The sequence below is a fragment of the Kineothrix sp. IPX-CK genome (assembly GCF_039134705.1).
Taxonomy (GTDB): Bacteria; Bacillota; Clostridia; order Lachnospirales; family Lachnospiraceae; genus Kineothrix; species Kineothrix sedimenti.
This window is the reverse complement of record NZ_CP146256.1, coordinates 470,805-493,347: the sequence shown is the minus strand read 5'-3', so window position 1 is coordinate 493,347 and position 22,543 is coordinate 470,805. Positions and strand designations below refer to the sequence as shown.

Sequence of the window (22,543 nt, the reverse complement as noted above, 5' to 3'; positions counted from 1 at the left end):
TAACCCCTGTAAGTTTTGTATGCCCGGACAACTTTTTCCTATAAATCGCAGTTCTTTACCGTTCTTGGGAAGGGAACAACGTCTCTGATATTGCCCATCCCTGTCAAATACATAACGCAGCGCTCAAAGCCCAGCCCGAAGCCTGCATGCCGCGCGGAGCCGTACTTTCTAAGATCGAGATAAAAATCGTAATCTTCCTTGTTCAGCTCCAACTCCTCCATACGCTGCTCAAGAAGTTCCAGCTTATCCTCTCTCTGGCTGCCGCCGATGATCTCGCCGATTCCCGGTACCAGGCAATCCATAGCCGCAACCGTCTTGCCGTCTTCGTTCAGCTTCATATAAAAAGCCTTGATTTCCTTCGGATAATCCGTTACGAATACCGGACGCTTGAATTCCTGCTCGGTCAGAAATCTTTCGTGCTCAGTCTGCAAATCGCAGCCCCAGAATACCTTGTATTCGAATTCATCATTATGCTGCTCCAGTATCTTGACTGCCTCCGTATAGGTAACATGTCCGAAATCGGAGTTAAGCACATGGGTAAGACGCTCGATCAGCCCTTTATCCACAAACTGGTTGAAGAAGTTCATTTCCTCCCTCGCATTTTCAAGCACATAACGAATAACATGCTTTAGCATCGATTCCGCAAGAATCATGTCGTCCTTCAAGTCAGCAAAGGCGATCTCCGGCTCGATCATCCAGAATTCCGCAGCATGCCTCGTAGTATTGGAATTCTCTGCACGGAAAGTAGGGCCGAAGGTATAAACATTTTTAAAGGCAAACGCATAGGACTCCACATTAAGCTGTCCGCTCACGGTAAGATTGGTTGCTTTGCCGAAAAAATCCTTGCTGAAATCTATGCTTCCATCCTCGTTTTTCGGAATATCCTTAAGGTCCATAGTTGTTACCTGAAACATTTCTCCCGCACCTTCACAGTCGCTTCCCGTGATGAGAGGCGTATGCACATAGACGAAGCCTCTCTCCATGAAAAACGTATGAATCGCATAAGCAATCAGCGAGCGTACCCTAAATACCGCCTGAAACGTGTTGGTACGCGGACGCAGATGGGAAACTGTTCTCAAATACTCGAAGCTGTGTCTCTTTTTTTGCAGCGGATAATCCGCCGTGGAGAGACCTTCCACCTCTATTTCCTCCGCTTGCAGTTCGAAGGGCTGCTTCGCATCGGGCGTCTCTACTATGTTTCCTCTTACAATGATCGCCGAACCCACATTCAGCTTACTGATCTGCTCGAAATTATTCAGCTTATCGCTGTATACGATCTGTAACGGCTCGAAAAATGTGCCGTCGTTCACTACGATAAAACCGAAGGTTTTCGAATCCCGGATGCTTCTGATCCATCCGCCTATCGTCACTTCTTTTCCTGCAAACTCACCGCGTCCGCGGTATAAGTCTCTGATATCTGTCAAATTCATTTTCTTTTCTCCCTCGTCTCGTACCTGTTTTGTTTCTCAGCGCCGCCTTCTCCATGCTGCCCCGTGTGGCCTCTGCATTTTTATATCAGGGCGTTTGGGGCTTACTCCGCGCTGATTACCGCATTCTCACGCATCATGCCTAAAACCTTCTCGCTCATCATATATTCTCTATAGCTTTCCTCGTCTACCGCTTCCTTGAAAGCGTCCACAGAATCATACCCGGACTCCGAGGCAGTGTTCTCTATATCTACCTGGAGCTCCTCATCCGTTACGTTCAAGTCCTCCTTATCCGCAATTGCCTGCAGCAGGATATAACGCTGTGCGGAATTCAAGGCCTCGTTTTTAATTTCCTCAGGATAGGTCGCTGCATCCATTCCATAGTAAAGCTGCATATACTGCTCCAGGGTCATTCCATACGCGGCAGCCGCAGAGGTAAGACTTGAGGTCAGCATCTCGTTATAACGGTCTAACATCGCCTGCGGAGGATCCTTTATGAACTCACTTTTTTCCACCAACGCGCCGGCAAGAGCATTTTCTACCTGAATCTCATATGCACTCACCTGCTCCTCATACAGCATATCATAAACATACTGCCGGTACTCTTCCACCGTACTGCATTCAATGCCAAGTCCCTGCACGTATTCATCCGTCAGCTCCTGAGGTGTAGAGGCCATTATCGTATTGACCGTCACCGTAAATACTACAGCCTTGCCTGCCAGATCTGTATTCTGATAATCCTCAGGGAACGTCAGATCGAGTTCAACCGTATCTCCGACCTTTGCTCCGATCAGTCCATCCTCGAATCCATCGATAAACTGCCCCGAACCAATAGTAAGATTAGAACCGGATGCGGTTCCTCCTTCAAAAGCAACTCCGTCCAAGGTACCCACGTAGTCGATATTTACCGTATCTCCCTCTATGACACCCCTATCCGGATTCATACTAAGAAGATAGTTGATATAGGAATCCCTTGTCTCGTCCGTAACCTCAGGGCCTGCCTGATTAATCTCCAAACCCTTATATTCACCAAGCTTCACATAATCCTTCGTGTCAATTTCATTCAAATATGCCTTTTGACTGTCATCTGTACTTCCGCAGCCCGTAAACGTAGCTGCCGCCGCCGTCATAACAGCGATACTTACCAATTTTAACAACCTTGCTTTATTTTTCATTCTCAGATTATTCTCCTTTTTCCGCTTGTCCGATGTGCATCACCAGCACTTCACAAAGGACAAGGCAATACCTCAGTTATACCACAAATCTCCCCTTCTTAAAACCCTTTTCCTGCTTTTTTCATAACTATGAACAATAAATCAACACTACAATAACGGAGAAAGAGGCCTGCTCACCTGTTCCAGGAACCTCACCCGCAAGGAGCGGCTCACATATACGTTCTTCGTAATCTGCTTGCACTTCTTCATATCCTCATCGAAGATCTCCCTCATCCTTATCGCTTGTTCCTCATTATATATGACCGCATTCACCTCGAAATTCAGCGCAAAGCTTCGGATATCCATATTTGCCGTACCATAGCACAGCACCTTATCATCCACCACCATTCCCTTGGCATGGAGAAAACCATCATTATAAGTGTAGCATTTCGCACCCTCCATAACAAGGTCTCCGATATAGGAATAGGTCGCCCAATAGACAAATGGATGGTCCGGCTTACAGGGAATCATTATATTCACCTCGATTCCCGAATGAACGGCTATCATCAAGGCGGAAAAAATCGCCTCGTCGGGTATGAAATAAGGTGTCTGTATATAAATGCTCTTTTTTGCCTTACCGATCAAGCGCAGATAATTGTCTCGTATATTCTGGCATCTGGAGTCAGGACCGCTGGAAACGATCTGCACCTCACAGTTTTGCTTGGATTCCACGAATCCCTGATAGACATATGCTCCTGTCAGGAACAGATTCTCCTTCGCCGTATAGTTCCAGTCCAAAGCAAAACGAATCTGCAGGGCGAACACTGCCGTTCCCGTCACCCTAAGATGGGTGTCGCGCCAATAGCCGAACTTCTTATCCAGCCCGATATATTCCTTACCGATGTTGAATCCGCCTACATATCCTATTTTCCCATCGATGACCACTATTTTTCTATGGTTGCGGTAATTGATACGAAGGTGCAGACGCCTTAAAAAAGCCGGAAAAAATTCCGAAGTCTTTATACCCTGGCTGTTCAGCTTCCTCCAGTAACTTTTCCGAACGGAACGGCATCCCATGCCGTCATAGAGAACGCGCACCTCCACGCCCTCCTTCACCTTTTCCACCAGCACGTCCTTGATCCGGTTGAACAGCACATCATTTTTTATAATATAATACTCCACATGGATATACTTCTTCGCTTCCCGCATATCCGCTATGAGCGCTTCAAATTTTTCATTTCCATCCGTAAAAATAGTAATATCGTTATCATTCGTGAGCATAGCACCCGAAGCTTCCAGATTGTACATAACTAAGTCCGAGTATTCCGCGATTTCCGGGTCTTTGTGCTCCAGCTCCTTGTTTCGGAGACTGTATTCCTGCCTGCGGATCGCGTCGTTCAGATGATCCTCTATCTCCTTAATCCGGAACATCTTCTGCTTGTGCATGTCCGTTCCTATGAGCAGGTAAAACACGAACCCAAGAATCGGAATGAAATACAAAAGCAGCATCCACGTCCATATGACCTTCGGATCCTTTCTCTGGAAAAATACGATAATAACCGCAAATATCAAATTAATGAAAATCAGATGGCTGAAAATAAATGAAAAGCCCGCCTGAGCACTTTCCCAAATCATAAACTCACCCTTATCTCCTTCCGGCTCGCCCTTACCGCTTATTATATAACATTCTTCCCGTTTCTTCAACGAAATTGCTAAAGCTTCCGCAGTACAATTACGCTTGCTTATTTAAGGAAACAATGCTACAATTAATTTTGCACTAACGTAAAATAGGAGGAAACTTTGTGAGTACTTTATCAATTGTATTATTAGTCATATTAGTCGTTTTAATCATCGCTGTCGTCGTATTATATTTCCTCGGAAAAAGAGCACAGAAGAAGCAGGAGGCTCAGCAGGAACAAATCGATGCGATGAAGCAGACCGTTTCCATGCTCGTCATCGATAAGAAACGGATGAAGATGAAAGATTCAGGGCTTCCTCAAACGGTAATCCAACAGACTCCCCGATTACTGCGGTTTTCCAGGTTTCCTATTGTAAAAGCAAAGGTTGGTCCGCAGATTATGACTCTCGTCTGTGATGAGAAGATTTATGATATGGTTCCTGTAAAGAAAGAAGTAAAGGCGGTTGTTAGCGGTATATATATTACCGATGTGAAGGGACTTCATGGCAAGCAGGCTGCTGCTCCCAAGAAGAAGCAAAGCGCGTTCAGACGCACGGTGGAGAGACTTCAGGAGAAGGCCGGAGCAAAGCCAATAAAATAAGCGAACAAAAGACGGCTTCCTTAAATGCAGAGCCGTCTTTTTTATTCTCATTCTCCCTGAAGCGAAAAGCCTCCGCTTTCCTTGGAACGTATATCCATTCTTATCTTGCAGTCTGCAAAATGCTCATAATTGATTTCCAGCGCATAATCCACATCCACCACGATCCGCTCCTCCTCTTCGCCCAGCCGGATGCTTCTGGCGTCGATTCCGATTAAGATTTCCCCGTAAGGAGTGGTGTAGCTCGTCTGATTCTTTTTGTTCTCTTCGAAGCTCATGTGAACGTTTACCAGCCCCTTTTTCGTCAGATCCAGAGAGTTGCGCTTGAACTTAATAATGTTCTTCGTGCTTTCGTCAAAGCCTTCCGACGTTTCTTCATAGATGACGTAATGGCTGTCATCCCTTTTATAATACTCCGCCGGAGTAATGGTCTCTATCTTATCCGCGTCCAAAGAACCGTTATCGAATTGTAGTCCTCTTAAAGACAGCAATACCTCTTTTGTCATAATTATATCCATGCCCTTTCAAAGTCTGGAGACTTTGTGCAGGTGTGCCTGCACACCTTAAGTACAAATCTCCGGTTGAAAGAATATAATTCTTTCAAACTTATACCCCATATCCGCTTTTACGGACTAATAGTTCTCTATGTTAATAGTTTTGGCGGACAATATACCGTATTCCAAAATAGAATTAGCAAAGGTCTTGAATTTATCAGCCATATCGCTCACATAAAAGCGGTAACGGTTGTCTCCAAGGCCGGGAATCTTCTCATTTAACAGATTTTCTCTTTCCAGCAGCTCCTTCAGCTCCCTCGCCGTCTCATATGCCGGATTAACTAAAGTCACTTTTTCTCCCATGATTTTTCCTACGGTGGAACGAATCAGAGGATAATGAGTGCAACCGAGAATAAGCGTATCGATATCGCAGTCGATGAGCTCGCTCAAATATCTCGTCGCAATTTCGTCCGTTACCGGATCCTGCCAAAGTCCCTCTTCCACAAGGGGAACGAACAACGGACACGCCTTGCCTATCACCTTAATGTCAGGATTTATTTTATTGATATATGTAGAGTAAATATGGCTTCCTACCGTACCCTCCGTTCCGATGACGCCTATCCTGCCGTTGCCCGTGGCCTCCGTAGCCACCTTTGCTCCCGGCTTTACCACTCCGATCATAGGTATATCGATTTCCTTTTCGATTTCATCCAGAGCATAAGCGCTGGCCGTATTGCAGGCGATTACGATCGCCTTGACCTGCTGATCCTGCAGAAAATGTACAATTTGTCTGGAGTATTTCGTAATCGTTTCTTTGGATTTGCTTCCGTAAGGTACCCTTGCCGTATCTCCGAAATATATTATTTTCTCATTGGGAATCTGGCGCATAATTTCCCGTGCTACGGTCAGTCCTCCCACGCCCGAGTCGAACACACCTACGGGCAACTCACTGAGAGCCTTTGTTTCCTTTATTGCTGTCATTGCCATTTCCTTTGCTTTCTGTTATACTCGCCGTTTCCTTAAGGTTCTTCGGCGTATCGGCATCTTGCCCGGAATCATCTTTTGCCTCTTCCCCTCTGCTGCCGAAAAAATAATCTATAAATGCACTTTTTACCCGGATCTGTCCCGGCTTGGCATTACTAAGCTGGGTAAACATATCCTGCTCCGACAAATCCTCTGTATCTTCTGCATTCCCTATACTTCCTGCATCTTCTGCCTTCACTGCATCCTGCACATTACCATATGTATCTACATAAACGACTCGGCATACATCCTGGGTAAAGCACAAGTCAGGATATATCATACCCCAAAATCCCATAGCTGCAAATAGAATCACACCGGTTTCCCATATTTTTTTCATCAGGCTTCTCCTTACTCCGTTCCGCTTCGTCCGTTTGCGGAACCTTACTAAAAGAAGTCTGCCCTCATTTTTCCGGCCTTATTCCATATGTCCTCTTATTTCTGCTTGTTCTCCAGCCGTATCTGCTTGATAATGGAGGACTCCTGATTGTCTATATGAAGCTTTGCCGCTCTCGCTGCCGCCTCACAGTTCTTGTTCAGGATGCTTTCGTATATTATTCTATGCTCCTCTATCAGTTTTTCATGCTGGCTTTTATCCTTAATATACTCAAAGCGGTAACGATACATCTGCTCCGCCAGATTATTCACAAGCTGTACCAGCCTCTGATTGCCGGTGGCCGCCACGATGATGTCATGAAGAGCCACATCCGCCTTGGCTATCACCGTCACGTCTTTTTGTCTGGTCGCTTTCTCGAACTGCGCACAGGCCTCCTTAAGATGCACCATTTCCTCGTCTGTAATGCGTTCACATGCCAGCTCCGCGCAAAGCGCATCCAGCGCACGGCGCACCTCCAAAACGTCCTTCAAGCTCTTCTCCGTGATCTGCGCCACCTCAGCCCCTCTTCTGGGGATCATCGTGACCAGACCCTCCAGCTCCAGCTTGCGGATCGCCTCCCTTATCGGAGTCCTGCTGACACCAAGCTTATTGGCGAGGTGAATCTCCATCAGCCGCTCCCCCGGCTTCAGCTCTCCGGTAAGAATCGCCTTTCTAAGCGTGTTGAACACCACGTCTCTAAGCGGCAGGAATTCATCCATATTTACCTGAAAATTATCGCTCATACAATACCATACCTTTCATACTAACCCCGTCATCTCATGTCCAGTCTTTTAAATAAAATTTGTTTTGTTATTAGAAATCTAAAGGCTGAATAATAACTTTTATCTTCCCGTATTTACCGGAACAGTGACAAATACCTGCTTTGCCAGCCCTGCCCGCTCCAGCGCCCCCTGCGCCTCATGCGCCCGTTCTTTGGAATCGTATATTCCGAATACCGTAGGTCCGCTGCCGCTCATCAATGCGTTCAGCGCCCCCTGCGCCTTCATAAAATCCTTGATTTCCTCCACTTGAGGATATTTTTTCACCGTTACTGTTTCCAGCACGTTGCCAAGTTTTGCCGCCACGCTCCCCAGCTCTTTACTGCTAAGAACACGTATCATACCGTCAATATCCGGATGATACTCCAAACAATCCGCATGTAAATTCTCATAAACGAATTTGGTGGATACGTCGATGTCCGGCTTAGCAATCAGCAAAAAGCAGTCAGGCATACCGGGCAAATCCGAAAGAATCTCTCCGATCCCTTCCGCTAATGCCGTTCCTCCCTTTATACAGTACGGAACATCCGCCCCTATTCTCACCGCCAGCACGCACATTTCTTCTATGGACAGACCTAAGGAGAACATCTCGTTCATTCCATGGAAAACTGCGGCTGCGTCGGTGCTGCCGCCGGCCATCCCCGCCGCCATGGGAATCCGTTTCTCAAGCGCGATGTGAACGCCCTGCCGGATACCATATGTATCTGTAAGAAGCTTTGCCGCCTTATAAATCAAATTGCTCTCATCTCCCGGAAGCTCCTCTTTATCCGTAACGACCGCTATGCCCGCTTCCTCGTGCCTCGTGAAGGTCAGTGTATCGTACAGACCCACCGACTGCATGATCATCCTCACTTCATGATAACCATCCTCTCTTCGCCTTAGCACATCCAGACCCAGATTAATTTTGGCATAGGCTTTCCTCGTTATCTTATCCATATTGTACCCCGTTTGCATTTTGTATACATTTAATGTACTTAATTATATACAATATAAGAGGAAAAATCAATGTGAGCACTAATTAAATAACTATAAACTGACGATATATATTGCAAAACTAGGAAAATATTTCTAGTCGGACTATACATCACTTAATGACAACGCATATGACCAAGGAGGGTTTAGAGATGGGCGTAAATGGAATTACAAGCGGTATGAGCACCGCGGATGCTTATGGTACATATAGTTCAGCCAAAAAGAGCAGCGATGCGGAATCTGTAAAAGAAGAAAATACAAGCGGCGTAATTTATGAATCTTCCGCAGCTACGGAGACGGCATCCAAAAAGACTTATAAACAGGATACCGCACTTATTACCAAACTAAAAGCGGATGCAGATGCCCGCACCGCACAGTTTAAGAGCCTTGTAGAGCAGATAATCGTTAATCAGGGCAAGACCCTGGGAAAAACGGACAGCATTTGGAGTTTTCTCGCAAGCGGCGATTTCACCGTAGACGCTGCAACGAAGGCACAGGCGCAGGCCGACATCGCCGAAGATGGCTATTGGAGCGTGGAGCAGACCTCCGGCCGCATCATAGATTTCGCAACAGCTTTGACCGGGGGCGATCCCGACAAAATAGAAGCTATGAGAGATGCCTTCAAAAAAGGCTTTGAGCAGGCTACGAAGACATGGGGAGACAAGCTTCCTGATATCAGTCAGAAAACTTATCAGGCTGTAATGGACAAATTCGATAAGCTGGCAGAGGCTGCAAACGCTTAAAAACTAAATAGTCAACAAAAAAAGGGAAAGCATATAAAACGTTCTTTCCCTTTTCTAATTTTATCTTCTATTTTGAAATCCCCTTTACAATGAGCAGCTTATCTCCCGCCTTAATATCGTCCGTGGCCATTTCGTTGGTTTCCTTAATCTGGGAAATCGGCACATAATACCTCTTGCCTACATCCCAAAGACTGTCGCCTTCCTTCGCCACATAGATTACAATACTGGGAAGTTCGTTAAGTTTATCCATATTCAGCTCCGAGACGGCAACGTCCGTCACAATATCCTCCGTCTTTTGGTCGAAGGCGATTCCCTTAAACGAAACCACTGCCTTAATGTCCACCTCATCGCTGTCTACCATAGCAACTGACAGCTGTTCTATTCCCGCATTTACTTTATAAGAAGAGTTTTCATTAATGCCCGGCACCTCCAGTACATGGCTGAAGGGGAATACTCCCTTCACAAAGCCGTAAGGTATCTTGCTGTCGCTGCTCAAATACAACGTTTGTACGTTTAAAACTCCCTTGACCTGAATGCCGTTTTCCACGATTTCTTTGTTCTCTATCCTGGCCTGTGCATCGCTGTGGAGAAGCTGGAGCATATGCGTATCTGATCCCTGGAGCTTCATTCTGTCGCTCACCTTGACCTTACCTGCAGGTCTTCCCAGAAATCCCTTGAACTGCGCCGGTCTGGTTACCGCCTCAACTTCCTTTACTACGCCGTAAATGCCGGAAAGAATATCCAGTCTGGTTTCCTCATAGATATCGATGTCCAAATCAAGAACGACTTCCACACCTAATATTCTTTGCTCGCCGTCGAAATCGGGGCGTATTTCCACTTCTATATGACCTATGGAATATTCCACATCTCCGATCATTCCCTCTTCGCATCCGCTGCACTCTATCATACCGTTGAAGGGTACCGTGGTCGCAAATGCCCTGACCGGATTTTCTTCTCCCTCTCCCTCATATAAGAAAAATGCGTGAAGGTCACCTTGTACCGAGAGCTTTCCCTCTCCTGCCCGGAACTCTACATTGTCCACATCGATACCCTGCCATATGATCTGGAAAATATTCGGATAGTTCTGAGGCAGTTCCAACTCTTCCTTGATACGGAAAATATCTCTTTTTTTCACGGTCATTTGCATAATTTCGAGAGGTTTCTTCCTATATTCCACCGGCTCCTCGTGATACAGATCCACCGCAGTCTCTTCATCGCACATTGCCTCCGAAAGAAACTTAAAGGAAACGAGTGCCTGAACGCTCAGCTTTCTGGAATTGATAAGCCCGATGGTCATATCCTCCAGATCCCATTTCACTTTCACACTGTCTCCGCTCTGAACTCCATCCATATATATCTGCTCTTCAAAAGGAATACAACCTTCCATACAGCACGGTATCATATTGTCCCCCTCAGGCAGGTACATTACCGCGAAGTTCAGCTTTCCTTTTACCGTCACATGGTCCTCCGTCGCCTTTACCTCATCCAAACACACGCTTCCTCTATCATAAATCAGCTTGCTCACATCCGGTTTGGAATCTGAGATATTAACGTCGTCTTCTAACGTAATCTGTGTGGCTGCCTGACCCTTGATGCGGTCCATATGTATATTTTTCCTTACTAACTCCACAAAAATACCTCCGTATCGCTTCGATTACCATTATCAAACTTTGATAAAGTTTACTTATAGTAATTGTATTACGTACGGAGGTCATTTATTCCGGTTATTTTTATTGCTTCCGCCCGGTATTTCTAAACCTTAAACCGGCCCATCAGACCGCTCATTTCCTCTGATTTTCCCTGCAGGCGTTCTGATCTTTCCGCCAATTGATTCAATACTTCTCTCTGATTCTTAATAGTCCCTGTAACTGCCTGGGTAGATGCCGCCACCTGTTCCGAAAATGCCGATATGCTTGTTATGGATTTCACCATCTGATCTCTGCTGCCTCCCATGCTCTCCAAATCTTCCAATACAATCTGGAATCCTCTCAGCAGCTCTCCGATACAGCCTTCCATCCGGGCAAATATATGATTCGTTTCTTCTAACGATACCTTCTGTATATTTACGATACCTTCTGCCTTTTCCGCCGATCTGGTAGCTTCAGCCGTCATCTTATCCGTTTGATCTATGATATTCTTTATTTCATTTCCGGCTGCCATAGACTGATCTGCCAGCTTTCGTATTTCCTCTGCGACCACTGCAAAGCCTTTTCCCTGCATACCTGCACGGGCCGCTTCTATAGACGCATTCAGCGACAGCAGATTCGTCTGTGCGGCTATTTCATTTATGGTATTCACTATGCCGCCTATATTTTCCGACTGGTTCCGTACCCTCAGTATATTTTCCACCAATTCTTTTGTTACATCTATCGTATCATTTGATTTCTCGTTTAAGTTATTTATTTTCTGCCTGCCCTCGGTCAGCGACCCCATAACCTCATCTGCATTTTGACTCATATGCTCGGTATTCTCGCATATGCTCTGGATCTGCTCGGTAAATTCGGACATCTGTACCATACAATGTTCCGTATCTTCTGCCTGGGAAGAAGCTCCCGCCGATACCTCATCCATGGTTGCCGCTATATCCTGAATCGCTGTCACCACTATATCCGAAGTCTCATTGACCTTCCTTACCGACATTGCTACTTCTTCTTCAAAACCGGTCAGTTCTCCAATCAGCTCACGAACACATCCGCCCATATGGTTGATAGAGTCCGCAAGTGTATGAAACTCGTCTTTTCTTCTGGTGGAAACCGACTGGGTAAAATCTCCCCCCGACATCTTCTCAAGGAATCGCCTGATGTTCTTTATCTCCTTACCGATACCCGTGGATATACCGATTCCCAAAGTCAGTGCCACAATAACGGCGATGGCGACGAAGGCAACTGTAACCGTACGGATATGTGACACTTCACTGACAATGCGTTCCATTGGAATCAAAGCGCATACCTTCATTCCCGTCTCGCCGATATCAGAATATGTAAACAGATACTTTTCCTCATGATACTCCACAAAGCTGCTTTGCTGCCCCTCAGCGCCGGCAGCCGTATAATCTGCAAATATCTTCTCGCCGTCGGGCAGCGGCTCCGTATCCATCTTTCCCTCTTTCCACGTTTCCTTCACAAGTATTTCCCTGCCGTCAGGCGTTATGATTCCTTTAATGCTTCCTTCCCCGAAATTCATAGTGCCCAGCGCTTGTTCCATGAAATCCTTGCTGATATCCGCTACAATCACACCTGTCTTATCCGCAAATCTGGTCACATAGGAACACGCATACTTCTCTCTTTGATATCCAAGCTGTTCGTCAATATAATCATGGTAACCAATCCATGTATTTGCCGTCTTGCCATCCGCAAAAACCTTTACAGGCTCCGTCTTCATGAATTCCTCATAAGCATTATCCGGTAAAAGTCTGGACTGAGTAGTGCTGATCACGCACTTCCCCTTTTCCGCAAAAATAAAATAGTCTCCCATATGTTTCAATGTTACCTGAGAAACACTCATGCTCAGCAACAGATTGTTATATGCCTGTATGCCCTCGGATGTATTATGCTCGTAATACTTGGAATAATAATCCTGAAGGTTTTTATCCATGAGCATTTCCGTCATTTTTGATTTTGTCGTATCGCATACCAGGGTCAGATACAGATCCATTGCCGTCATCGTCGCTTGCGCAGACTCCTCATATTTTTCTGTCACAACGTTGGAAGCAGTACGGTATGATACCGCTCCCAATAAAATAATGAGGATGACCGGTATGCAGAAGGCTTTCATAAGTGATGCCGCAATTCCTTTTTTCTTCCCTGCGTTCTTTGCTATCCACTTTTTCTTCATAACTCCCGTCCTTTCGCCCCGTAATAGATTTAGAATTCCTTAAATTCAATATAACATTCCAAAAATCGCCATTCTATGCAAAAGTTGCCCGGATTCATCTAAAAATTGCTAAGAACAAAAGTGTGCTCCGCACACGTAGCTGCGCATCCATTTTTATGTAACAGGGGCACTTACCTATTACATAAAAATCAGGAGAAGCCTATATTATCAATAGGTTCCTCCTGATTATTTATTCTTTATTAATTTCGGCTATTCCACACTGCCAATCAAAGAATTGATATCCTCAATCCGATATTTTCTCATATATTCTTCGATGCCTTCTACCGTCTCCTCCGTCGCATACGGATTCACGAAGTTCATTGCCCCCACCGCCACCGCCGTCGCTCCCGCCAGGAGAAATTCAATGGCATCCTCCGCATCTGCGATTCCTCCCATACCGATGATCGGGATTTGCACCGCGTGAGAGGCCTGGTAGACCATGCGCACCGCCACCGGCTTGATGGCAGGGCCGGAAAGTCCGCCGGTTTTATTGGCAAGAGCAAAGGTTCTTTTATGGATATCAATTTTCATCCCGGTAATCGTATTGATCAGGGAAAGCGCATCCGCTCCCGCAGCCTCTGCAGCTTTTGCCATTTCCGTTATATCCGTCACGTTGGGGCTAAGCTTCATAACCACCGGCTGCTTTGCCTTTTTCTTGATCTGGGACGTGATATCATAGAGGCAGTCCGCCTTCTGCCCGAAAGCAATCGCGCCTTCCTTCACATTGGGGCAGGAAACATTGATCTCAAGCATATCTACCTCAGAATCCCCAAGGCGTTCTACTACTTCCAAATAGTCCTCTACCGTTTTTCCGCAGACATTCACGACGATTTTCGTATCATATTTTTTCAAAAAAGGAACGTCCCTTTGCAGGAATACCTCCACTCCCGGGTTCTGCAGGCCAATGGCGTTCAGCATCCCTCCGTAGGTCTCCGCTATCCGGGGAGTAGGATTCCCTTCCCAAGGAACATTGGCCACACCTTTGGTCACCACGGCACCCAACCGGTTCAAATCTACGAACTGTGCATATTCCATGCCCGAACCGAAGGTCCCTGATGCCGTCATTACCGGATTCTTGAACTCGACGCCCGCTATCGTTACTTTTGTATTCATTCAATGTCCTCCTTGGCTTTCCCTGTCAGATTTCCACATCCCGCGCATCGAATACGGGACCGTCCGTACAGATTCTCGCATTATTAACATGGGAATGTTTGTCCCTTTCTTTCGTCCGGCAGACACAGCCTAGGCACGCGCCGACTCCGCAGGCCATCCGCTCCTCCAGTGAAATGTAAGCCTCTATCCCTTCCATCTCCGCATACTTTTTTATCGCCCGCAGCATAGGCATCGGGCCGCAGGCCATGATGACCTCGGGGCGAATGCTCAGAGCCGACACTGCGTCCAGCACGTTTCCCTTTGTTCCGGCGCTGCCGTCCTCAGTCGCCGCATATACCGGCGCATATTCCTCCATATCACTTTTCAGAAAGAGCTGTCCGTTCCTATAACCTGCGATTACCATTATCTCTCTGGCCTTTCCTTCGCTTTTCAGGTCCTTGGCAAGCTGTAACATGGGGGGGATTCCAATACCTCCGCCCATCAGAACCACCCGTTTTCCTGCTGCTTTCGAAAGAGGAAAGCCGTTTCCCAGATTTCCCAATATTTTAATATTTCTGCCCGTATGATAAAGGGATAATTCTTCCGTTCCTTTGCCTACTACGCGATAGACGATCCTAAGTCTGTTCCCTTCCCTATCCGATTCGCAGATGCTTATTGGTCTGGGGAGAAGGGTGCTCTCACTGTGTGGATATATGCAAATAAACTGCCCTGCCTTTGCTCCGGATGCCAAATCGCTCTCTATCCACATATCGTAAATGTCATCAGCTATTTTCGTCTGTGACAGAACCTTTGTTTTTACCTTTTTCATCTGTTCCGTTGCCCTTTATCCTTTCAAAATTTGATGTACCATCCGCTTAAATCGAGTCAAACACCCCGCCGTAAGTTGCGGGGTATTTGGCCCTCGCGGCATTCGCCAAATGCAGGCAAGCCTGCGCCTGGCTCATTGCCCGCGGGAATAAACAACTTTTCCTCCGCAAATGGTGTAATGAATCCTGCATGGCAGACTCTCCCCTGTAAAGGGGGTGTTCGATGATTTGGAAAGGTAGCTCGCAGGCGTCCATGTCTCATCTTTATCGAATATGACCAAATCTCCGGGGCCGCCTTCCTCCAGATAGCCTGCATCCAAATGATAAAGCATTGCCGGCTGATAGGACATGCGGCTTAACAGCTCGTTCATGGAAAGATATCCCTTCTCCACCAGCTCCCGCACGCCTAAGGAAAGAGATGTTTCAAGACCGATAATTCCGCTGGGAGCCTCCGTAAGGGGCTTTCCCTTCTCCTCTGCACTGTGGGGTGCGTGATCCGTAGCTATAATTCCTATAGTTCCGTCCTGAAGTCCTTTTATAATGGCGAGCCGGTCCTCCTCCTCTCTAAGGGGAGGGTTCATCTTCGCCAGAGAGCCATGAAAAATCACAGCCTCCTCCGTCAAAGTAAAGTGGTGAGGCGTGGCCTCCGCATATATGTGCGGGTTTGTCTTTCTCGCCTGGCGGACCAGGTCAACCGCTTCTTTTGTACTGATATGCTGAATGGATATGTCGGCACCGAGTCCCTGTGCGAGGGCAATATCCCGCCTTACCATATCGATTTCCGCCATCCGGTCCGATCCTTCGATTCCGTAATATTCAGAAGCTTTCCCTGCATTCACTCCGTTATTGGCAATATATGCCGGATTCTCCTCATGAAAGCTAAGGGGCTTGTTAAGCTTCTTCGCCTGAGCCATCGCCTGCTTTACGATGTTTTCATCCAAAAGAGGGATGCCGTCATCGGTAAAACCTACCGCTCCCATTTCAGACAGGCGTTCCATGTCCGTAAGTGCTTGTCCTTCCATTCCTATGGTAATATTGGCACAGGTCTCCACATGAATCCCCGTCTCTTTTCCCTTTTGCAGCACATATGCCAAGGTCTCCTCGTTATCCACGGGAGGTCTTGTATTAGCCATCATAACCACCGTGGTAAAGCCGCCTTTTGCCGCAGCCTTCGCTCCTGTAGCTATGTCTTCTTTATACGTAAAGCCAGGGTCCCTGAAATGCACATGCACATCCACCAAGCCCGGAGCAATCATTTTCCCCGCCGCATCGATGACCCTCGTGCCCTCCTCGGGTTCGATTCCGGGACCCAGCCTGACAATTCTCTCATCCTTTATTAAAATATCCGCCGTGCCTTCCTTTCCGCTTTTCGGATCCAGCACATACCCGTTTTTTATTAATATCATCCTCGTTCTCCATGTTCGTTACTGTTCACTCCGTTCTCAGTAACTTCTTAGTAACGTATATTTGTTTTATCCTTATCCTCGAAACAAGTATAGCCTATTCTCCCTGTAACAATCAATCAAAAACTACCGACTTATCAAAATATTCCGTTTTCAGCACAATATAAGGATAGGATGCGCTTTCCTTCTCCTGCGCCTTATAAAGTTCCCTGCTTTCTGCTTCGGGTCCAATCAGGTTCGTGTCTACATATACCGCATTCCCCGTCATATACAGCCCGTTTACCGTGATACTGTAGCCTCCTGTTTCCTGTCGTCCATAGCCGACGCAGATGTAGATATAATCGTTGTCCTGGTAAGTGATTTTAAATTCCTTTTCTTTTTTATCTTCTATGATCTGCTTTAATTCCTCCGGTAAATTATCTTCTCCCAATACTGTAAATTCTATATCTTTAATCTTTTCATTCATGTCCCCCGTTTTACCCCCGCACCCTGACAGACACGAAAGCAGCGCTGTAACCGCTACTACGAGTAAAATCCATTTCTTCCTCATCTTCGCAACATCCTTTCCTCTTTCTATGAGTGTTCTGTATTCATTTCATTCTATTTTAGAAACAAATCGACTATTCCTTTCCTGCGCCTTTTTTTCTATTGCCTAATACAAAAGCGTCCGCTATAATAAATACTACAAATACAAAAAGAATTGCCTTTCGGGAGGACAAAATACCATGATACGAATTATCGGCGTCGCCTCTTTTGTTATTTTATTTCTTATATTCAGCATTCCTCTTATGATTGCAGAATGGATCCTTGGTAAATTTAACATGGACAAAAAAAACACCAGCTCTCTTGCCATCGTAAATTGGGCATTTCGCTGCTGCCTGAAGATTGCGGGGACCACCGTGACTGTGATCGGGGAGGAAAATGTTCCCTTGGATGCTCCTGTATTATATGTGGGCAACCACAGGAGCTATTTCGACATCCTTCTCACCTATACGAGAGTTCCCAGGCCTACCGGTTATATCGCCAAAAAGGAAATGCAGAAATTCCCCTTGTTAGTTAACTGGATGAACAACCTTCACTGCCTTTTCCTCGACCGCAAGGACATAAAGCAGGGCTTGCAGACTATTTTGCAAGGAATCGAAAAGGTGAAGTCGGGAATCTCTATCTGCATCTTTCCCGAAGGAACGAGAAACAAGGTAAACGATACTTTTCTCCCTTTCCATGAAGGAAGCTTCAAGATAGCGGAGAAGTCGGGCTGCGCCATCATACCTATGTCCATCAACAATTCGGGAGCCATCTTCGAAGACCATCTGCCCAGAATCAAAAAGGCACATGTGGTAATCGAATACGGCAAACCCATATATATTAAAGATATGCCAAAAGAAGAGCGGAAGTTCGTAGGCGTATATGTACAGAACATTGTAAAGGAAGCTTATTTTAAAAATAAAGAACTTGTGTAAAGCGCTTTTACAATCTCTTCAAAAGCCATTCCGTGAGATGCCTTCACCAATACGGTGTCGCCCTTTCGCAGAATACCTGACATCTTTTCCAGGAATTCTTTTTTCCCTGGAAAATAGTAAAGCTCTGTATTCTCTCTGCCTGCTTCCTGCATTGCTTCTCCGGCACTGTCGTACATGTTTATTGACAGCTCCCCGATACAGACGATTACCTCGATGCCCTTTTCTACGGCATAGGCTCCCACTTTAGCATGCATCCGTTCCTTATTGTCTCCGAGCTCGAACATATCCCCCATAACCGCTACCCTTCTGGTAAGCGCCGCTTCCAACAAATCCAGCGCTGCGCACATGGAGACCGGATTGGCGTTATAGCAGTCGTCGATGACTACACGTTCCGGCAGGCGAATGATATTGCTCCTTCCTCCCAAGGGCTTTACCTTGGCTATCCCTTCCCGGATCTGCGCTCCGCTAAGCCCCAGAAGGCTTCCTACGCAGGCTGCTGCCAGCGCATTGTACACCATATGTCCGCCGGGCAGGGGAATCTCTGCCGTGAACTCGCCGTTCTCCATATGAATTTTCGCGCTGCTGCCAAAAAGTCCTTTGTTTTCTATCTCGTCCGCATATACGGGATTAGACTCATTCAGCCCGAAATAAATCGGCTTTCTTCCCTCAAGTGCTCTATGCCCATTCATCTCTTCTATCCTGCGAAGCATATCGTCGTCGCCATTAGCGCATATAGCACCGTCTTCCTGCATAAAGTCGAAGATCTCTGTCTTGGCCTGCAATATTCCTTCTTTGGATTTCAGGTTTTCCAAATGACATTCCCCTATATTGGTAAGTACACAAATGTCCGGCCTCGCTATCTTGCTCAGTCTGTGCATCTCGCCGAAATCGCTGATTCCCATCTCAAGCACCGCCGCCTGATGATGTTTTCGTATCTTCAGCACGGTCAGCGGGAGTCCTATCTCATTATTGTAATTTCCCTCCGTCTTAAGTACCTGGTACTTTTCAGCCAGCACCGAGGCGATGAATTCCTTCGTGCTCGTTTTGCCTACGCTGCCCGTTATGCCTACCACCTTAATGTCTAACTGCTTTCGGTAGAACTCTGCAATATCCTTCAGCGCCTGAAAGGAATCCTTCACGAGTATATAAGGGCCGTCCACCGCCTTAGGAACTCTCTCACACACAACGCCTGCCGCTTTATTATCCATGACCTGAGAGATGAAATCATGGCCATCCACCCGCTCTCCCTTCGCCGCCACAAATAAGAAATTCTCTTCTACCAGCCGGGAATCCAGCACCACACCCGATACTTCTTTATCCGTCTCCCCGTCACAGCCAAACAGCTTCCCGCCGCAAGCTTCCGCTATCTTATGCAAAGTAAGGTTTTTCATTCTTTATCCCAATTCCTTTCCATTTATCGCAATTACATATACATATTTTATTTCAGACAATTACGAAACTCGTAACTTTCGCTAATTTTATGTACAATTCCAAGGCTTTCCGGAGACTTTCTTCAGTGTATTAGGTTTCAGTTCTTATAACGAACGGCTTGCATTTTCTTAAGGAAACCTACGATTCACAGGGAAACTGCCGCATGGATGCGGCCGTTAGGCAGCACAGTACATGGATGTACTTTGCTGCCGGCCCGTCCCTTGTCGCTACATTTACGGTTTCCTTTAGAAAATACAGCTGTGAGCGAAGGAACAGAAACCTAATACATCGAAGAAAGCGTCTTCCTACCACAATTGTACATAAATTTTTCACAACCTAACAATTTCGCAAACGTCTCCCCCGACTACTTAAGCGCAGACTCTATGATCTTCTCACATAGCTGACCGAAACTTAATCCCTGTGCCTGAGCCTCCTGCGGCAGCAGAGAGGTGGGCGTCATGCCGGGCAGAGTATTCGCTTCCAGGCAGAAAATCTCTTCCTCCTCGTTCATCATAAAGTCCATGCGTGCATAATTCTTAAGGCGCAGTACCTGGAATGCCTTCTCCGCCAAAAACTGCATCTCCTTCGTCTTTCTCTCCGAAAGAAGAGCAGGGCAAGTCTCCACAGTGCTTCCTGCCTGATATTTATTCTTATAGTCATAAAAGCCTTCAAGCGGCGCAATCTCGATTACCGGCAGCGCTTTTCCGTCCATGACCCCTATGGAAAATTCCCTTCCATTTACATATTGCTCTATAATGACCTCTTCGTCATAGCGAAAACCCTCTTCTAAAGCCGCCTCATACTCTCTCTCGTCCTTTGCGATACATACTCCTACGCTGGAACCCCCGCAGCAGGCCTTAATGATACAAGGAAAGGGTACGGACCTAGGGTCTTCTTCTCCCCTTTTCAAGCTGATTCCACGGGGTACCGGAATGCCATGGTAATCCAGCAGTTCCTTGGTAAGACCTTTATCCATGCAGAGTGCAGAGCTCACATAATCCGCCCCCGTATAGCGGATGCCCATCAAATCAAAGCAAGCCTGAATCTTTCCGTTCTCCCCGTTCTGTCCGTGCAGAGCCATGAATACCACGTCTGCAGCCTGACAAATAGAAATGACATTAGGACCAAAAAAGTTCTTGTCTCCGTCGCTGCGAAGGGCTTTCACCGCCTCGATATCGGGGTTTCTCTCACCCACTGCACCGATTTCCTTCGCCCAGTCCTCCTGCTTTTCAAAGATCGCTCCCACGTCCTCTTTTTCATAGCCTAAGTAAACGTCTAACAGCACTATCTTGTGCCCGTTATTCTTAAGCGCCTCATATATCATTCTTCCGGAGCTTAGGGAGACATCCCTCTCCGTACTGATTCCTCCTGCCAAAACCACTATTTTCATACTGTCCCTTCCGCCTTTCTGTCCTATGAACTGCAATCCCTTAATCCATTCCTTACAGCATAGCACTCATTTCTTCCATATAAAACATATAAATTGCCCATATCTATGCAAAAAGTGCTTTTTACCGATTCCACTCTTATTCCTCAACGTTGTTATACCAGCTTATCACCTCACTCATCATGAAGATAAGCTCCGCATTCAAATCGAACCGGTTCATGATTCCCAGCTTAGCATCGATATCCGCATAATTATTGTCACCTGCACCGTCTATGTAGCTGATCGCCTTTCCATTGCGCCCCATAAAATAATGGATGTGATTCTCTATGATCGTCTCATATTCGTGGTTAGCGATGATATGATCGGCCACCGTAAGCCTCATCATCTCGTGAAGAAGCTCATCATTATTATCCTGTTCCTTATTTCCGAACGTCAGATAGCCTGCCCCCCTTGCCCTCTCGGAAATACTCTCCGCGTCGTTCATCAGTGCCTTCATCACATCGCTGCATATATTTATATCTACGCTCTGTTTGGTGGATATATACGTGGTACAGCCCCAGAAGAAATAATCGTCCTCCATATCATAGGAACCCTCTTTCAGATAGCCTTCCGCCGCCCGCCTATAGGAGCTGTAGCCGGTTGCACGATAAAGTTCCGTAGCCGCAAAGAATCGCTGTTCTATCTCTTTGCCGCTGCGGCTGTTCTCCATAAAACGCCATGCTCTATCCGCCGCCCTTAAGCATTCCGTGGCATAAGCCGTATCGTAAGCCTGATAAATATAGCTGAACTTCGCCATCACCGCCGCAAAAGAAGCCGTTGCCTCTAAGGTTACCGGTTCCACACAGGATTCCAGTTTGGTAACATAAGGTGCCGTATTCTTTTCTTTTACTACGGTCTCGGAATATACCCCTCCCGTAGCGGAGTCCTGCATCTTAAGCATCCAGTCGGCCTCGTATTTTACCTCGTCCAGAATATCAGGAATCTCGTTTCCGCTCTCCGGGATGCCCGTCTTATCGGGAAAAGCACCCGGGTGCAGCTCATATGCCAATAACAGGTTCGCTATGACCTGGCTTCCCTTCACTACGCTTTTGGAGTAATTTTCATCCATATGCCAGCCGCCGCTTACATCTACCGATATACTGTCATCCTCGCGCAAAAAAGCTGCCTGTGTATGGCAGGCGGTGTGTGCTGCGTCTCCTGCCAGCTCTTCTACAAGCGCGATACCGCAGCGGCTGAAATAATACTTCTTACACGCCAGATAAAATGCGTCGTCGTATATGCTCTTTTCTATGCGAAAGGAATAGGAACGCCCCAGGATCGGCGCTTGTATATAATAGCTTCCGGGCTCTTCCAACTCGTCGAAGACACCGTAACTGTTATATTCCTCCAATATGTCATTGTATCTTTCATCCTCTACTTTACCGGCAAAAACAACCTCTCCGGTTTCCTCGTTCACTACCTCGAAGCTGTCCGGCATCCTGCTGCCTCGAAAGACCGCAATCTTTTTCCCCTCCGGAACGTATCCGGTCTGATTCACCAATATCCCGGGACGGCTTATAGGGACCTCATAATCGAAAGCAGGATCTAACCCCAGACTTTCCTGCCCTTTATTTCCTTCCTGATTCCCCGGCGATACCATCTTTTCTCCCGCCGAATATGTATAGGCGCATCCTGTCAGGAACAGCGCGCTTACCAGGGTACACAGCCATAAATATCTTTTCATATAATCTCTTTCTTCTCAGGGTATGTCTATCATCCATTTCCAGTCTTTTGCTGCCGCCAATCCCACAGCCTTTATAGAAATTATAACCCGAACCCTCCATAAGGTA

21 protein-coding genes are annotated in these 22,543 nt (G+C 46.6%); 3 read left to right on the top strand and 18 right to left on the bottom strand.

Annotated features, from left to right (window positions below; translation table 11 throughout):
- Positions 1-38 precede the first annotated feature (38 nt).
- The 3 genes from asnS to cls form a co-directional block, all read right to left on the bottom strand.
- On the bottom strand, positions 39-1,430 hold the full coding sequence (asnS, locus tag V6984_RS02260) for an asparagine--tRNA ligase (protein WP_342758196.1): 1,392 nt from the start codon (positions 1,428-1,430) through the stop codon (positions 39-41).
- Positions 1,431-1,531: 101 nt separating this feature from the next.
- Positions 1,532-2,602 (bottom strand): trigger factor, encoded by a 1,071-nt coding sequence (gene tig / locus V6984_RS02255; protein ID WP_342758195.1) that lies wholly within the window; start codon positions 2,600-2,602, stop codon positions 1,532-1,534.
- 147 nt (positions 2,603-2,749) lie between these two features.
- Entirely contained in the window at positions 2,750-4,216 is a 1,467-nt protein-coding gene (gene cls / locus V6984_RS02250; RefSeq protein ID WP_342759927.1) for a cardiolipin synthase, read from the bottom strand.
- A 167-nt stretch (positions 4,217-4,383) separates the two neighbouring features.
- Here cls and V6984_RS02245 point away from each other — a divergent pair, with 167 nt between their 5' ends.
- Entirely contained in the window at positions 4,384-4,860 is a 477-nt protein-coding gene (locus V6984_RS02245) for a hypothetical protein (protein ID WP_342758194.1), read from the top strand.
- Positions 4,861-4,907: 47 nt separating this feature from the next.
- Here V6984_RS02245 and V6984_RS02240 read toward each other — a convergent pair whose 3' ends face one another.
- From V6984_RS02240 to ispE, 5 genes are all read right to left on the bottom strand, one after another.
- A complete protein-coding gene (locus V6984_RS02240; protein ID WP_342758193.1) occupies positions 4,908-5,375 on the bottom strand; it encodes a DUF1934 domain-containing protein in 468 nt (155 codons plus the stop codon).
- Positions 5,376-5,489: 114 nt separating this feature from the next.
- The gene (murI, locus tag V6984_RS02235) at positions 5,490-6,338 is read right to left on the bottom strand and encodes a glutamate racemase (protein ID WP_342758192.1); all 849 of its coding nucleotides are present in this window, start codon (positions 6,336-6,338) and stop codon (positions 5,490-5,492) included.
- Complete coding sequence (locus V6984_RS02230; protein WP_342758191.1) at positions 6,298-6,711, bottom strand: hypothetical protein; 414 nt, start codon at positions 6,709-6,711, stop codon at positions 6,298-6,300. The genes murI and V6984_RS02230 overlap by 41 nt, the downstream gene beginning before the upstream one ends.
- Before the next feature lie 95 nt (positions 6,712-6,806).
- The gene (locus V6984_RS02225) at positions 6,807-7,490 is read right to left on the bottom strand and encodes a GntR family transcriptional regulator (RefSeq protein WP_342758190.1); all 684 of its coding nucleotides are present in this window, start codon (positions 7,488-7,490) and stop codon (positions 6,807-6,809) included.
- 99 nt (positions 7,491-7,589) lie between these two features.
- A complete protein-coding gene (ispE, locus tag V6984_RS02220; protein WP_342758189.1) occupies positions 7,590-8,462 on the bottom strand; it encodes a 4-(cytidine 5'-diphospho)-2-C-methyl-D-erythritol kinase in 873 nt (290 codons plus the stop codon).
- Positions 8,463-8,650: 188 nt separating this feature from the next.
- Here ispE and V6984_RS02215 point away from each other — a divergent pair, with 188 nt between their 5' ends.
- Entirely contained in the window at positions 8,651-9,241 is a 591-nt protein-coding gene (locus tag V6984_RS02215) for a hypothetical protein (RefSeq protein ID WP_342758188.1), read from the top strand.
- A 67-nt stretch (positions 9,242-9,308) separates the two neighbouring features.
- Here V6984_RS02215 and V6984_RS02210 read toward each other — a convergent pair whose 3' ends face one another.
- The 6 genes from V6984_RS02210 to V6984_RS02185 all read right to left on the bottom strand — a co-directional run bounded on the left by V6984_RS02210 (position 9,309) and on the right by V6984_RS02185 (position 16,986).
- Positions 9,309-10,871 carry a DUF3794 and LysM peptidoglycan-binding domain-containing protein gene (locus tag V6984_RS02210; protein WP_342758187.1) on the bottom strand — a complete coding sequence of 521 codons (1,563 nt, stop codon included), beginning with the start codon at positions 10,869-10,871 and terminating at the stop codon, positions 9,309-9,311.
- A 122-nt stretch (positions 10,872-10,993) separates the two neighbouring features.
- Positions 10,994-13,075, bottom strand: a complete 2,082-nt coding sequence (locus tag V6984_RS02205; RefSeq protein ID WP_342758186.1) for a methyl-accepting chemotaxis protein — start codon at positions 13,073-13,075, stop codon at positions 10,994-10,996.
- Between the two features lie 249 nt (positions 13,076-13,324).
- Positions 13,325-14,227 (bottom strand): dihydroorotate dehydrogenase, encoded by a 903-nt coding sequence (locus tag V6984_RS02200; RefSeq protein ID WP_342758185.1) that lies wholly within the window; start codon positions 14,225-14,227, stop codon positions 13,325-13,327.
- 25 nt (positions 14,228-14,252) lie between these two features.
- Entirely contained in the window at positions 14,253-15,035 is a 783-nt protein-coding gene (locus V6984_RS02195) for a dihydroorotate dehydrogenase electron transfer subunit (protein WP_342758184.1), read from the bottom strand.
- A gap of 132 nt (positions 15,036-15,167) precedes the next feature.
- Complete coding sequence (locus V6984_RS02190; RefSeq protein ID WP_342758183.1) at positions 15,168-16,439, bottom strand: dihydroorotase; 1,272 nt, start codon at positions 16,437-16,439, stop codon at positions 15,168-15,170.
- A 112-nt stretch (positions 16,440-16,551) separates the two neighbouring features.
- Positions 16,552-16,986 carry a protease complex subunit PrcB family protein gene (locus tag V6984_RS02185; RefSeq protein WP_342758182.1) on the bottom strand — a complete coding sequence of 145 codons (435 nt, stop codon included), beginning with the start codon at positions 16,984-16,986 and terminating at the stop codon, positions 16,552-16,554.
- A gap of 175 nt (positions 16,987-17,161) precedes the next feature.
- Here V6984_RS02185 and V6984_RS02180 point away from each other — a divergent pair, with 175 nt between their 5' ends.
- A complete protein-coding gene (locus V6984_RS02180) occupies positions 17,162-17,896 on the top strand; it encodes a lysophospholipid acyltransferase family protein (protein ID WP_342758181.1) in 735 nt (244 codons plus the stop codon).
- Here V6984_RS02180 and V6984_RS02175 read toward each other — a convergent pair.
- From V6984_RS02175 to V6984_RS02160, 4 genes are all read right to left on the bottom strand, one after another.
- Positions 17,869-19,287, bottom strand: a complete 1,419-nt coding sequence (locus tag V6984_RS02175; RefSeq protein ID WP_342758180.1) for a UDP-N-acetylmuramoyl-tripeptide--D-alanyl-D-alanine ligase — start codon at positions 19,285-19,287, stop codon at positions 17,869-17,871. The two genes, V6984_RS02180 and V6984_RS02175, sit on opposite strands and share 28 nt — an antisense overlap.
- 178 nt (positions 19,288-19,465) lie before the next feature.
- Positions 19,466-19,660: a hypothetical protein gene (locus V6984_RS02170; protein WP_342758179.1), complete on the bottom strand. Its 195-nt coding sequence runs from the start codon at positions 19,658-19,660 to the stop codon at positions 19,466-19,468.
- Between the two features lie 31 nt (positions 19,661-19,691).
- Positions 19,692-20,717 (bottom strand): D-alanine--D-alanine ligase, encoded by a 1,026-nt coding sequence (locus tag V6984_RS02165; protein WP_342758178.1) that lies wholly within the window; start codon positions 20,715-20,717, stop codon positions 19,692-19,694.
- Between the two features lie 136 nt (positions 20,718-20,853).
- On the bottom strand, positions 20,854-22,437 hold the full coding sequence (locus V6984_RS02160) for a glycoside hydrolase family 9 protein (RefSeq protein ID WP_342758177.1): 1,584 nt from the start codon (positions 22,435-22,437) through the stop codon (positions 20,854-20,856).
- Positions 22,438-22,543 lie beyond the last annotated feature (106 nt).